The organism is Halorubrum salinum, from assembly GCF_024494575.1.
Taxonomy (GTDB): Archaea; Halobacteriota; Halobacteria; order Halobacteriales; family Haloferacaceae; genus Halorubrum; species Halorubrum salinum.
In genome coordinates, this window is sequence record NZ_JANHDO010000005.1 from 199394 (window position 1) to 211499 (window position 12106).

Sequence of the window (12106 nt, forward strand, 5' to 3'; positions counted from 1 at the left end):
AACCGGGGGAATCGGGCGCTCCGGTGTGCTCACTCGGACCGGAGCCACCCGAGCGTGTCGCCGATCTCGAACGCGTCGTCTTCGTCCACGACGATCTCGTCGAGGGTTCCCGCGACGGGCGCGTGGATATCGACGCTCACCTTCTCCACTTGTATCTCACAGACGGTATCGCCGGCCTGCACCGACCGCCCCTCGCGGGCGAACCAGTCGACGACGATCCCCTCGGTCTCGTCGACGTCCTCCTCCCAGTCGCCGGCGGCGCGAACCGCGACCCGCATCCCGGATCCGCCGTCGGTCACGCGTCTCCGGTCGGTCATTCTCCCGAGACGACCTCGCGGACGCTCGCTTCGATGTCCGTGGCGTCCGGGATGACCTCGTTCTCCATGGGGCGAGCGTACGGGATCGGGACGTCGGGGACGGCGACCCGCTCGACGGCGTCGAGCGCGTCGAGGTCGCCGTCGGCGACGCTCGCGATGATCTCTCCGGTCACGCCGAACGACCGGTAGTCCTCGTCGACGACGACGAGCCGTCCGGTCTTCCGGACGGACTCGAGTATCGTCTCCGTATCGAGGGGAACGAGCGTGCGGAGGTCGATGACCTCCGCGTCGATACCGCCCGCCGCGAGCGACTCCGCCGCGTCGAGCGCCCGGTGGACGTGGAGACCGAGCGTGACGACGGTGACGTCTGCTCCCTCGCGTTTGACGTCCGCCGACCCGAAGGGGATCGTGTAGTCCGTCTCCGGGACGGGCGTCTTCGGCCCGTCCGGGGCCGGCATCCAGCCGATACCCATCAGCCGCTTGTGGAACAGGTACATGACCGGGTCGTCGTCGCGGATCGCGTTGTGCATCAGCCCCTTCGCGTCGTACGCCGTCGACGGAACGACGACCTTCAGCCCCGGCACGTGCGCGAACGTCCCGTACAGCGTCTGTGAGTGCTGGGCGGCGTCGTTGTACGTTCCGCCGACGGCGGCCGTGAGAACGAGCGGGACGTTCACGTTCCCCCCGCTCATGTAGGTGTTCTTCGCGAGCTGGTTGTAGATCTGGTCCATCGCGACCCCGAAGAAGTCCACGAACATCAGCTCCGCTATGGGTCGCATCCCCTCTTGGGCGGCGCCGACGGCGGCCCCGAGGTACGCCGTCTCGCTTATCGGCACGTCCATGATCCGGTCGCGGCCGAACTCGTCGAGGAGCCCTTGGGTGCTGTCGAAGATACCGCCGTAGTCGGCTACGTCTTCGCCCATGTAGAAGACCTCCTCGTTCGCGCGCATCTCGTGGGCGATCGACTCCACCATCGCTCGGCTCATCGTCAGCTCGCGGTCGACCGCGTCGTCCGCGTCGCTCATCGGTCGTCACCTCCTGCGAGATCGAAGTCGGGCTCCTCCGTCGTCACGCCCGACGGCGGGTTGACGAACACGTCGTCGTAAGCGTCCTCGGGAGCCGGCTGCGGCTGCTCTTTCGCCCACGCGATCGCCTCCTCGACCCGCTCTTCCGCGTCGCCGCGAATCGCCGAGAGGTCGTCGTCGCCGAGGCCGTGGTCGCGGAGCGTCGATTCGAGCCTGTCGATCGAGTCGCGAGCGAGCGCCGCCTCCTCGTCGTCGTCGGGGCGGTACGTCTGTGGATCGCCCATGAAGTGGCCCATCCGGCGGTGGACCTGCACCTCCAAGAGGGTCGGTCCGTTCTGGTCGCGCGCGCGGCCGATCGCCTCCCCGGCCGCCTCGTAGACGGCGAGGGCGTCGTCGCGGTCGACGCGGAAGCCGGGCATGTCGAATCCGGCCGCCCTGTCCGAGCCGTTCTCCACGTCGGTGACGCGCTCTTTCGGCATGCTTATCGCCCAGTCGTTGTCCTCCACGACGAACACGACCGGCAGGTCGTGAACGCTCGCGAAGTTCAGCGATTCGAGGAACGCTCCCTGATCGATCGCGCCCTCGCCGAGGAACGCGACCGCCACGGAGTCCTCGTTTCGCTTCTTCGCCGCCAGCGCCGCCCCGGCGGCCGGCGGACACCCCTCGGCGATGATCCCGCTACAGGCGAAGTTCACGTCGGGGTCGAACAGGTGCATGTGACCGCCTTTCCCCTTGCCGAGTCCCGTCTTCCGTCCGAATATCTCTGCGGTCATCCGCTTCAGGTCCACGCCCTTCGCGATCGCGACGTGGTGTGGTCGGTGCGGCGCGGTCACGGTGTCGTCCGCTCGGAGGTGGTGACAAACGCCGACGGCCGCCGCCTCCTGTCCCGCCGCGAGGTGGAGTTCTCCGGGGATCGGTCCCGCCGAGATGTCGAACGCCGGCTGTTTCCCCTCCAGATACTCCTCCTGTAAGCGCTCCTCGTAGTGGCGCGCCGTGACCATGTCGGCGTACAACTCCCGCATCCTGCCCAGTGATACCATGACACGGTATCGTACACGATCGATGATAGTGTTTCCGGCGGCAGTCGGACGTCCGGAACTGTCCCGCTGCGATATCGGACGCCGTCGAAACCTTTTCTAATAACCCGGAGTTATCCGTCGGTATGGAACTTCCGACGCCACAGGACCTCCGCGAGCGCCGAACGGACCTCGAGTTGACACAGAGTGAACTCGCGGAGGCGGCCGACGTCTCACAGCCGCTCATCGCGCGGATCGAGGGCGGTGACGTCGACCCGCGGCTCTCGACGCTGCGTCGGATCGTCAACGCGCTCCACGCGGCCGAAGGCGAGGTCGTCCGCGCGACCGACCTGATGAACGAGACGGTCATCAGCGTCGCGCCCGACGACGCGGTTCGTGAGGCGGTCGAACTGATGGAAGCGGAGGCGTACTCGCAGTTACCGGTCCTCCAGAACGGGGTGCCGGTCGGGTCGATCAGCCAAGGCGACGTGATCCACGCCGGCGACAACGTCGGGGAGCACCCGGTCAGCGAGGTGATGAGCGAGTCGTTCCCCACCGTCGCGCCGAGCGCGACGGTCGACGAGGTCCGGAACCTCCTCGACCACTACAAGGCCGTGATGGTCACCGACGGGGGCGAGACGGTCGGCATCATCACGGAGGCCGACATCGCGGCACACCTGTCCTAGCGCGCGTTTCTGACGCGTGCGCGTCCGCTGAAGCTACTCCCGTCCCTCGGAGAGCTTCTCCCAGATCTCCGTACATCCCGCGCCGTCTTCGAGGTCGTCGAGGTGGCTCGCGTCGCCGTCCGCCGGTCGCGGACCGTCGTCGGCGTCGTCGCTCGGGGCCGCGCCGTGTTCGGTCTCGGACTCCGACTCGTCCGTCGACGGCGGTGCGGTGTCGAGCGTCATCGGCCCTCTCCGTCTGCGTCGCGCTCGAACAGCTCCGGTGCCACGTCCGCGGACGCGTGCTCTCTGTGCTCCGCACTCGCCGGAACGGCGGAGGGCGCTTTCGATCCGGTAGTCGGGTCGGTCATCGATATGGTCCACGGCCCACCGGGCCATAAGCGGCCGTTCAGGAGTAATTCGCACCACTACTCGGGGATACCGGAACCGGTGTCCGGTACTCGTGACGACGGCGCGGCGACCGTTCGCGCCTCAGTCCGGCGATTTCGCCTGTTCGAGGCGTCACGGAAACGCCGGCCGTTTGCACGCACCGACACGCATTGACGGCCTCGCGCCTAATTCGACCCGTGACAACTCGCCTGCGAGTCCTCGACGACGGGGCGTGGATCTCCGTCGACGACCACCGAGAAGTGCGCGTTAGCGAACTGTGGCGGCTCGACACCGACGAATTCTGTGGCTGCGATCTCGCCGATCTGGTCGTCGAGAACTTCCAGACCGTCGGCGTCGACGGGTCGACCGTCGAGGTCCGCGTGTACGGACAGTGTATCGCCTGCGGCGCGTCCGGAACGACCGGCTGGATACCCGTCGGACGGATTCGCGACGGTTCCTTCGCCGCAATCGATCGGTCCGCTATCAGACGGCCACGCCCCGAGACGAACCAGTAACAGTTGCCGCTTCGGGGCAGCACCGGGGAAGGTTGACTCGACGCAGTCGCCTATGTGATGGGGGCGTGTAGGCGATATCGATGCCAACGGACGTCGAAAACTGGAAGTCGGAGGTCTACGGGTCGGAGATCCGAGACCACCTGTTCGAGTTCGCCGAACGGGGGTTCGACTCGATCCCCGACGACGAGCGGGACGCGTGGTTCGAGCGGTTCAAGTGGTGGGGCCTGTACCACCAGCGGAACGGACAGGAAGGGTACTTCATGATGCGGATCGGGACGCCGAACGGCGTGCTCGAACCGGGGCAGCTCCGCGTCGTCGGTGAGATAGCCGACGAGTACGCCCGGGGTCCGGGAACGAACCCGATCTTCGGCGACGCGTACGCCGACTTCACCACCCGCCAGTCGATCCAGCTCCACTGGATCGAACTCTCGGACGTGCCCGCCATCTTCGAGAAGCTCGAAGCGAACGGGCTCTCGACTCAGCAGGCCTGTGGCGACTCGTGGCGGAACATCGTCGGCAACCCCGTGGCCGGCAAGGACGCCCAAGAGGTCATCGACGCGTGGCCCGTGATCCGCGACCTCAACGAGACGTTCAAGGGGAACGACGACCACTCGAACCTCCCGCGGAAGTGGAAGGTGTCGGTGACCGGCTCCGCCGACGGTTCGGGTCAGGGCGACATCAACGACCTCGCCTTCGAGCCCGCGTACAAGGAGGTCGACGGCGAGGACGTCGTCGGATTCAACGTCCGCGTCGGCGGCGGCCTCTCGCGCAACGAGCCGCGGCTCGCCCGCGACATCGACGTCTGGGTCTCGCCCGAGCGCGTCTCCGACGTGGCCGGCGGGCTCTCGGCGCTGTTCCGAGACAACGGCGACCGCGAGGACCGCTACAACGCTCGGATCAAGTTCCTCGTCGACGAGTGGGGAGCCGAGAGGGTCCGCGAGACGCTCCAAGAGGAGTACGTCGACTTCGATCTGCACACCGCCGGCCGCGACGTCCGCGAGGAGTACACGTACAACACGGGCGCTGGCGAGCGGAACGATCTCATCGGAATCCACGACCAGAAGGACGGGACGAACTTCGTCGGCCTGAACGTCCTCGTCGGGCGGATGGGTGCCGAAGACGTCCTCGAACTCGCGGACGTCGCCGAGGAGTACGGCTCCGGCGAGGTGCGTCTCTCACAGCGCCAGAACGTCATCGTGACCGACGTGCCGGACGACGCGATCGACGACCTGCTCGACGAGCCGATATTGGAGCACTACTCGCCGTCGCCGTCGCCGTTCATGCGCGGCTCCGTCGCGTGTACCGGCACCGAGTACTGCTCGCTGTCCATCGTCGAGACGAAGAACCGACAGGTCCGGTACGCCCGGTGGCTCAAGGAGAACGTCGAACTGCCCGACGACGTCGACCAGTTCCACATCCACCTCTCGGGCTGTACGGCCTCCTGCGCGCAGCCGCAGATCGCCGACGTGAGCCTCCGCGGCATGAAGACGCGTAAGGACGGCGAGCCCGTGGAGGCGCTCGACGTCGGTCTCGGCGGCGGCCTCGGCGCTGAGCCGCAGTTCGCCCGGTGGGTAACCCAGCGCGTCCCGGCCGACGAGGTCCCGGGCGCGATCGCGAACCTGATCGACACCTTCGCCGCCGAGCGCGAGGAGGGCGAGTCGTTCCGGGCGTTCGTCGCCCGCCACGACGACGACGAACTGGACGCGTTCGTCGACCCCGAGGAGACCGACTACGACGACCCCATGATGCACAACACGAAGCGGACGTGGTACCCGTACGCCGAGGACGACTCGCTCGATTCGGCGCCACCCGCGCCGGCGGACGACTGATGATGGCCGACAGGCTGCTTCGGGTGAACGCGTACACCACTCTCGATCTGGTCGACGGCCGCGCCCGCGGCCACGAGTTCGAGGCGGACGCGCCGGGCGTGGTAAACGTCACGGCCCCGCGGGAGGACCCGGAGCACGTGACGCTACAGGTCGAACTCGACGGGACGGACACCGACGCGCTCGCGCCGCACGCCGACGAGATCGACCTCTCGCCGGCGCAGGCGCGGACGCTCGGCGACGCGCTGGAGTCGACCGCCGATCGCGTCGAGGCGGCGCGAGCCGATTCGTCCGCCGACGGCGACGCCGACCGGTAGCGGGGCGTTCCGTCGGTTTCTCACCGCGCTACAGCTCACGCTCGTCGACGAAGACGCTCTCGTGAAGCGACTCACAGACCACGTCGGCGAGCGTGCGCAGGTTCTCCGCGTCCTCTCGGTTGTACGAGACGAGCGTGTCGAGTGCGTCCTCGTCGCCGCGCTCGTACTCGCGCCACAGCCGGACCGCGTCGCGCCCGGAGATGTCCGGCCGGTCGCGCTCGATACCGAGCTGCTTCTCGATGGGTTTCAGTCCGCCCGAGAGCCCGATCCGCTTCGCCGGGTACATCAGGTCGAGGTGCGGCGTGTCGACCTCGATATCGAATGAACTCTCTAAGAACGGAACGTCGAAGCGAGCCCCGTTGAACGTCGCGAGCAGGCTGGCGTCGCGGAACTCCGCGGCGATCGCCTCGGCTGTGAGGTCCTCGCCGGCGACGAGCGTCGTCGTCTCGCCGTCGCGGTGGAAGCTCACCGTGGTGACCCGGTCGCGGTGCTCGTCGAGCCCCGTGGTCTCGATGTCGAAGAAACACGTCTCCGACCGGAAGTTCTCGTAAAGCCGCCAGCGCTCCCCGCTCGGGAACGCGCGGTCGAAGTAGGCGGCGTCGCCGTCGTCGAGCCGGGTCAGCGCCTCGGCGATGAACGACTCGATCCGCGTTGCGGTCGCGTCCCCGACGCCTGCGACCCCGACGCCGGGATCGAACGCCTCCCACGTCGTGACCCCGGACCGCCAGAGCCGGCGCTCCGTCGTCTCGCCGACGCCCTCGACCGGGATGAAGCTGTTCTCGATGCGCATACCCGACCGCGGCGTCGCGCCGGTAAAAAGCCGACGGGAGCGAGAGCGCCGACAGTTCATAAACGAGGCGCCGAAGGCCATACCAAGCGCGATAGCGCACGGCCGTCATCGACCGGCGCGCCGCCGAGCGGCCGCTTACGAGCGGGCGCGAGGGGCTCGCGAGGGAGGCGCCGGGCGGACGTGAGACGGTTCGCGTCCGCCGGACGCCGAGGCTGGGGAGGGACGAGGGCGGCGCTCGGCCGACCGCCCCGTGCCGACCCGCGTCGGCCGGTCGAACCGTCCTGTCCCGCTTCGCATTTAACTACTCGCCGCACGAATCACCGACAGAATGTGCGGCCGCTACACCCTGTTCACGCCCGCCGCCGACCTCGAAGCGCGGTTCGACGCCGACTTCGGTGGCCACGAGCCGAGCTACAACTGCGCGCCCGGCCAGTCGCTCCCGGTGATCACCGGCGAGGACCCTGCGGCCGCGACGCGGATGGAGTGGGGGCTCACCCCGCGCTGGGCCGACGAGTCGTTCGATCTGATAAACGCCCGCGCGGAGACCGTCCGCGAGAAGCGGAGCTTCGCCGACGCCTTCGAGCGCCGGCGGTGTCTGGTGCCCGCGGACGGGTTCTACGAGTGGGTCGAGCGCCCCGACGACTCCGCCGGACGCTCGTCCGGAAAACGGCCGTACCGGGTCGCCTTCGCGGACGATCGGCCGTTCGCGATGGCGGGGATCTACGAGCGGTGGGAACCGCCCGAGCCGGAGACGACCCAGACCGGGCTCGACGCTTTCGGCGACGCGAGAAACGGGGCCGACGACGGGGGTGACGCGGTCGACGACGGGAGCGGCGGCGACGTGGTCGAGACGTTCGCGGTCCTCACGACCGAGCCGAACGACCTCGTCGCCGACCTCCACCACCGGATGGCCGTCATCCTCGGCCCGGACGAGGAGGAGGCGTGGCTCCGGGGCGACTCCGCCGAGGCCGCCGACCTGTTGGACCCGTATCCCGCCGACGACATGACCGCCCACCCGGTGTCGACGCGGGTGAACTCGCCCGCGGTCGACGCGCCGGAGCTGATCGAGCCGGTCGGCGCGGAGTGATAGCGCGGAGTGACGGCGACGAGCCGGACGCCACGCTGACGCGCCCGGGACCGCCCGACGCCCTGCTGACGCGCCCGGGACCGCCCGACTCTCCCGCGTCGTCGACCTCGCGGAGGAACGTTTTTGACTCTCGTCACGGTAGTTGGTCGCGTTATGCCACTCCCCCTCCAAGGCATTCCCGTCGGTCCGGAACTGTTCGTTCTGCTCGTGGTTCCCGTGTTTTTCGCCCTCGTGGCGGTGATCGTCTCGGCGCTCATCTATCGCGACGCGAAGCGTCGCGACAGCGGACACGCGATAGCGTGGACAGTCGGCGCGTTCTTCGGCGGTCTGATCGTCTGGGTCCTCTACTTCGTCGTCCGGGACGAGATCGGTCGGAGCGGCTCGGCGACAGGAAGCGGACTCTGACCGCGTTCGCGGACTCAGCTTCGTTCGCGGACCCCCTGCGTTCGCGGACTCGCTGCGCCGGATCCCCACGGATCTGGAGCCGTCAGGGCGCGACGAGGTCGACGACCGTCTCGTCGTCGACGACCACGTTGTATGCGCCCTCGTCGTCGTTCCAGAGGACGAGCCCGTTCTCGACGAAGACGACCGCGCCGTAGCCGGCCTCGCGGAGGTCGCGGTTCAACGCCGTCTCCCGGGTGCAGACGAGGTAGTGGTCGACCGTCTGTGATCCGTCACCGACGAGGTACAGCGCGTTGTCGCCGCCGCTGAGGTCGTGGCTGAGCTTCACCGCGAGCAGGTTCACCCGGTCCGTGACGTGCGACTCGGAGTCGGCCATGGGCGCGCACCGGTCCGCGCTCGCGCGCACGTCCACCCGCCGTCTCCCGTCCGGTCTGAGGATCGCGTACGCGAACTGCACGTCGACGTTGACGAACTCGCCGGGCTCGTCTCCCGCCTCGCGCGCGGCCGCCTCGTCGAGCCGGCGCTGGAACGGCGGCACGTCGAGGTCGGACGCGACGTCGAACGACCACCCGCCGTCGGCGGGCGTCGCGTCCGGCCACAGGCGGAGCGTCGGCGCGTACACGGACACGCCGGATTCGGGGGTCGCGACCGCGCGCTCGACCTCCCGGAGCCCCATCGCGGTGTTGCGGTCGGCGGGCGCGAACGCGACGACGCTCCCGTCGGCCGCGAGCCGGTCGAGCGCGGCCTCGACGACCGCGACCGGGTCGTCCAACTCCGAGAGGACGTTGCCGAACACGATCAGGTCGAACTCCTCGTCGCTGTCATCGGTGCCGGCCGCTTCGTCTGCGTCGCCCGCGTCGTCGGCGTTGTCTACGTCGTCTGCGCCGTCGGCTCCGCCCTCGGTCCCCAGGAATTCCTCCGCCGTCGTCCGATGGATCGTCGACCGGAAGTTGCGCCCCGTCTCGTCGAGCATGTGGTCCAGCACGTCGGCGGCCGCGCTCGGCTCCACCGCGTGGTAGTCGACGACGGCGTCGTCCGGCAGGTAGTCGTGGAGTCCGAGCGCCGGGCCGCCGACGCCCGCGCCCACGTCGAGGACTCGGAGCGTCCGGTCGATAAGGCCGTTCTCCGCGAGGTCGTCGAGCACGTAGCCGACCGTCGCGTAGTACGCCGGCAGGTGATACGTGGCGTAGCCGAGCGCGGCGACGCGGTCGTAGGCCACGTCGTTCTCGTAGAGGTAATCCGTCTTCAGCCGCCGGACGGTTTCCCGAAGTCGATCGCCGGACTCCCCGCGGTGCCAGTTCGCGCCGAACTCGCCGACCAGGAGGTCTTCGAGCGCGAACGAGTACGCGTCCGGGAGCGCCGTCGGCGACCAACTCGGAGCCGGGATCGGTCCCGCTTCCACGGGTTCGAAGGTTCCGTCGTCGCGTTCGCGGAGCCGGAGGTCGAACGCTTCTTCGCGGAGCGTCTCGCGGACGACCGCCGGATGCGGCGTCCCCTCCACGTACTCCGCGATCTCGTCGGGGTCGATCGGTCTGACGTTTCGCAGGTAGTTCGCGTTGTTCCGGACTGCCTCTCGGTCTATCATTGGTGTGTCGTCTCCGTCTCGGGTCCGCCTCGCTCTCCTCACTCGTGTCGCTCCCGCCCCTCGTGGTCGCCGCGGGCCGCCTCGTACAGGGACGCGAACGCCTCGCCGTCCGCGTCTGCGATCTCGCGGGCCGCCGCCGCGACCTCGTCCGCCCCGTCGAACGCGCGCTGGATCTCGGCGTACACCTCGGGCGCGCCCTCGGTCACCGTGTCCGCGACCTCGTCGAGCGCGGCCGAGACGGGCGTGTGAAACTCCTCGCGCACGTCGTCGCCAGCGAGTCGCCACGCCAGCACGGCCGCGTGCGCGCCCGCCTGAACCGTCTCCATCGCCTCGTCGTGTTCCGCGGGCGTCGTCTCGAACACGTCGTTGCCGCCCGCCGCGATAGCGGCGGAGATCCCCTCGACGACGGGACCGTCGGCGTCGATGACGGCGGCGACGTTGCCGGGAACGCGCGGCGGGGCGAAGAGCGGGTGGTAGCTCGCGCGTTCGAGCGCCGGCGCGTGCTCGCGCATCGCCGCGACCGCCTCCGTCATCTCGCCCGACACGTCCACCATCGCCCGCTCCGCGCGGGGCGCGTACGCCTCGACCGCGGCGGGAACCGCCGACATCGGCACCGCGAGACACACCGCGTCGTGTGTCGTGTCGCCGTCGGCCGGGACTACGTCGGCGTCGCGACTCTCGGCCGCGTCGGCGGCGACATCGGGATCGCGGTCCGCGAAGGCGACCGTCGCGTCGAGCGGCGACTCGTCGGCCCCGACCGTGTCGGCGATCCAGCGGCCGATCTCGCCCGCCCCGACGATCAGGAGGTCCATCTGTCGTCCGTACGGATGGCGCGGGTGCGGTAAAAAGGCTCGACTCGGGCGGCCGTTCGGTCAGGCGGGCCCGTCGACCGGGTCCCGCTCACTCCGAGACCGACCGGTCGGTCTCGAACAGCCCGCCGACTCCCCTCCCGGGCGCGATCGCTTTCACCGCCGGGAGCAGGGCGATCGCGATGGCGAGTTCGAGGCCGCCGACAGCGAGGAACGCCGGCGTGTACCCGAACAGGTCCGTGGTGCCGCCGCCGACGAGGAACCCCGTGAGGAAACCGAGCGAGCCGAACACGTTGAAAAGCCCCATCGCCGCGCCGCGCGCCTCCGGATCGACGAGGTCGGTGACGAGCGCCATCGTCGCCGGTGCCATGAACGCCCCGCAGACGCCGACGAGCACCATCAGGCCGGCCGCGACCGGGTATATCGGTGCGACACCGACACCGATCGTGACGACGCCGTACGCGAGCGACCCCGCGACGACCGGGAGGAATCTCCCGATCCGATCCGACAGCGACCCGAACGGGGCCTGCAACAGCGCGAACGGGACGAAAAACAGCGCGAGCGTCGCGCCCGCGCCCGCAGCCGAGAGGCCGAACGTCGTCGGGTCCTGGAAGTAGTACACACCGACCAGCGCGAAGAAGCCGGCGGTGAGCCGGTCGATGAATCCGAACGCGAGCGGAACCAACAGCCCGGGCGTCGACCGCGTCCGGTCGAGCACGGCACGGAAGCCGACGCCGGTCTCGTCCCCGTCGTCACCGGAGAGTCTCCCCTCGCCACCGTCCCCGCGCCGGGCTTCCGCGATCGCCTCCTCGTCGACCGTCGCCGCGACGGCCGCGGCGGCCGCGAGCACCGCCGCCCCGGCGTACACCGGATAGAAGGTGTTCATATCGGCGAGCGCGCCGCCGACGACGGACCCGATCGCCGCGCCGAGTCCGATAGCGAGCCCCGCGGTGCCCATGTTGCGACCGTTGCCGCCGCGCAGATCCATCAGCGAAGTGATCGCGAGCGAGAACGCCCCGATCGTGAGCGCGCCGCCGCCGACCCGGACGGCGAGGACCGCGTCGAAGCCGAGACCGAATCGGGGCAGCGCCGCGAGCGCGACGTAGGAGGCCGCGCCGCCGAGTGCCCCGACGACGACGAGCGGGAGCCGCCGACCGAGGGCGTCGCTCGCGGCCCCCCAGACGACCGCGAAGGCGACGAACGCGCCGAACTCCGCGACGAGGAACCACATTCCGGCGTCGATCCCGGCGGGCGCGCCGAGCGCGACCACGAGGTCGGGGACCCCCGGATACAAGAGCACCTGCGAGATCAACACCGCGAGTACGACCGCTCCGAGCCGGCGACGCGTCCCGCGGTCCGCCTCCG

At 69.4% G+C, this 12106-nt stretch carries 15 protein-coding genes; 6 read left to right on the forward strand and 9 right to left on the reverse strand.

The genetic code is table 11. The features are described 5' to 3' along the window. Nucleotides 1-29: 29 nt before the first annotated feature. Genes NO930_RS13310 through NO930_RS13320 form a run of 3 tightly spaced genes read right to left on the reverse strand, consistent with a single transcriptional unit; the run spans nt 30 to nt 2355 of the window. A complete protein-coding gene (locus tag NO930_RS13310) occupies nt 30-317 on the reverse strand; it encodes a lipoyl domain-containing protein (RefSeq protein ID WP_137783263.1) in 288 nt (95 codons plus the stop codon). After that, nucleotides 314-1342: an alpha-ketoacid dehydrogenase subunit beta gene (locus NO930_RS13315; RefSeq protein WP_137783264.1), complete on the reverse strand. Its 1029-nt coding sequence runs from the start codon at nt 1340-1342 to the stop codon at nt 314-316. Before NO930_RS13315 ends, NO930_RS13310 begins: the two co-directional genes overlap by 4 nt. Next, complete coding sequence (locus NO930_RS13320) at nt 1339-2355, reverse strand: thiamine pyrophosphate-dependent dehydrogenase E1 component subunit alpha (RefSeq protein WP_137783267.1); 1017 nt, start codon at nt 2353-2355, stop codon at nt 1339-1341. The genes NO930_RS13315 and NO930_RS13320 overlap by 4 nt, the downstream gene beginning before the upstream one ends. A gap of 149 nt (nt 2356-2504) precedes the next feature. Between NO930_RS13320 and NO930_RS13325 the strand changes: the two genes are divergently transcribed. Further along, nucleotides 2505-3044, forward strand: coding sequence for a CBS domain-containing protein (locus NO930_RS13325; RefSeq protein ID WP_137783265.1), 540 nt, complete (start codon nt 2505-2507; stop codon nt 3042-3044). 33 nt (nt 3045-3077) lie between these two features. Here NO930_RS13325 and NO930_RS13330 read toward each other — a convergent pair whose 3' ends face one another. Further along, nucleotides 3078-3266 carry a hypothetical protein gene (locus tag NO930_RS13330; RefSeq protein ID WP_137783266.1) on the reverse strand — a complete coding sequence of 63 codons (189 nt, stop codon included), beginning with the start codon at nt 3264-3266 and terminating at the stop codon, nt 3078-3080. Further along, nucleotides 3263-3391, reverse strand: coding sequence for a hypothetical protein (locus NO930_RS13335; RefSeq protein WP_255511561.1), 129 nt, complete (start codon nt 3389-3391; stop codon nt 3263-3265). The genes NO930_RS13330 and NO930_RS13335 overlap by 4 nt, the downstream gene beginning before the upstream one ends. Nucleotides 3392-3607: 216 nt before the next feature. Between NO930_RS13335 and NO930_RS13340 the strand changes: the two genes are divergently transcribed. The 3 genes from NO930_RS13340 (at nt 3608) to NO930_RS13350 (ending at nt 6068) form a co-directional block, all read left to right on the forward strand. Further along, nucleotides 3608-3925: a DUF8134 family protein gene (locus NO930_RS13340; protein WP_199242195.1), complete on the forward strand. Its 318-nt coding sequence runs from the start codon at nt 3608-3610 to the stop codon at nt 3923-3925. 80 nt (nt 3926-4005) lie between these two features. Next, nucleotides 4006-5754, forward strand: coding sequence for a nitrite/sulfite reductase (locus NO930_RS13345; protein WP_256403428.1), 1749 nt, complete (start codon nt 4006-4008; stop codon nt 5752-5754). 2 nt (nt 5755-5756) lie between these two features. Next, a complete protein-coding gene (locus NO930_RS13350; RefSeq protein WP_137784410.1) occupies nt 5757-6068 on the forward strand; it encodes a DUF6360 family protein in 312 nt (103 codons plus the stop codon). Nucleotides 6069-6096: 28 nt separating this feature from the next. Here NO930_RS13350 and NO930_RS13355 read toward each other — a convergent pair whose 3' ends face one another. Further along, on the reverse strand, nt 6097-6858 hold the full coding sequence (locus tag NO930_RS13355) for a ribonuclease H-like domain-containing protein (protein WP_256403427.1): 762 nt from the start codon (nt 6856-6858) through the stop codon (nt 6097-6099). A gap of 328 nt (nt 6859-7186) precedes the next feature. Here NO930_RS13355 and NO930_RS13360 point away from each other — a divergent pair, with 328 nt between their 5' ends. Both NO930_RS13360 and NO930_RS13365 read left to right on the forward strand, forming a co-directional pair. Then, complete coding sequence (locus tag NO930_RS13360; protein WP_256403426.1) at nt 7187-7945, forward strand: SOS response-associated peptidase; 759 nt, start codon at nt 7187-7189, stop codon at nt 7943-7945. Between the two features lie 153 nt (nt 7946-8098). Next, on the forward strand, nt 8099-8350 hold the full coding sequence (locus tag NO930_RS13365; RefSeq protein ID WP_256403425.1) for a hypothetical protein: 252 nt from the start codon (nt 8099-8101) through the stop codon (nt 8348-8350). An 82-nt stretch (nt 8351-8432) separates the two neighbouring features. On the opposite strand, the gene NO930_RS13370 is transcribed toward NO930_RS13365, so the two are convergent. From NO930_RS13370 to NO930_RS13380, 3 genes are all read right to left on the reverse strand, one after another. After that, nucleotides 8433-9932: a small ribosomal subunit Rsm22 family protein gene (locus NO930_RS13370; protein ID WP_256403424.1), complete on the reverse strand. Its 1500-nt coding sequence runs from the start codon at nt 9930-9932 to the stop codon at nt 8433-8435. Between the two features lie 38 nt (nt 9933-9970). Further along, on the reverse strand, nt 9971-10744 hold the full coding sequence (locus tag NO930_RS13375) for an NAD(P)-binding domain-containing protein (protein WP_256403423.1): 774 nt from the start codon (nt 10742-10744) through the stop codon (nt 9971-9973). Between the two features lie 88 nt (nt 10745-10832). After that, nucleotides 10833-12106: MFS transporter (locus tag NO930_RS13380; protein ID WP_256403793.1), on the reverse strand; the 1274-nt coding region annotated here is incomplete at its 5' end.

Coding starts and splice junctions, on each gene's coding strand:
- NO930_RS13370 (WP_256403424.1), bottom strand. CDS start 9,932: ATGATAGACCGAGAGGCAGTCCGGAACAACGCGAACTACCTGCGAAAC.
- NO930_RS13325 (WP_137783265.1), top strand. CDS start 2,505: ATGGAACTTCCGACGCCACAGGACCTCCGCGAGCGCCGAACGGACCTC.
- NO930_RS13335 (WP_255511561.1), bottom strand. CDS start 3,391: ATGACCGACCCGACTACCGGATCGAAAGCGCCCTCCGCCGTTCCGGCG.
- NO930_RS13330 (WP_137783266.1), bottom strand. CDS start 3,266: ATGACGCTCGACACCGCACCGCCGTCGACGGACGAGTCGGAGTCCGAG.
- NO930_RS13345 (WP_256403428.1), top strand. CDS start 4,006: ATGCCAACGGACGTCGAAAACTGGAAGTCGGAGGTCTACGGGTCGGAG.
- NO930_RS13365 (WP_256403425.1), top strand. CDS start 8,099: ATGCCACTCCCCCTCCAAGGCATTCCCGTCGGTCCGGAACTGTTCGTT.
- NO930_RS13310 (WP_137783263.1), bottom strand. CDS start 317: ATGACCGACCGGAGACGCGTGACCGACGGCGGATCCGGGATGCGGGTC.
- NO930_RS13360 (WP_256403426.1), top strand. CDS start 7,187: ATGTGCGGCCGCTACACCCTGTTCACGCCCGCCGCCGACCTCGAAGCG.
- NO930_RS13355 (WP_256403427.1), bottom strand. CDS start 6,858: ATGCGCATCGAGAACAGCTTCATCCCGGTCGAGGGCGTCGGCGAGACG.
- NO930_RS13350 (WP_137784410.1), top strand. CDS start 5,757: ATGGCCGACAGGCTGCTTCGGGTGAACGCGTACACCACTCTCGATCTG.
- NO930_RS13375 (WP_256403423.1), bottom strand. CDS start 10,744: ATGGACCTCCTGATCGTCGGGGCGGGCGAGATCGGCCGCTGGATCGCC.
- NO930_RS13315 (WP_137783264.1), bottom strand. CDS start 1,342: ATGAGCGACGCGGACGACGCGGTCGACCGCGAGCTGACGATGAGCCGA.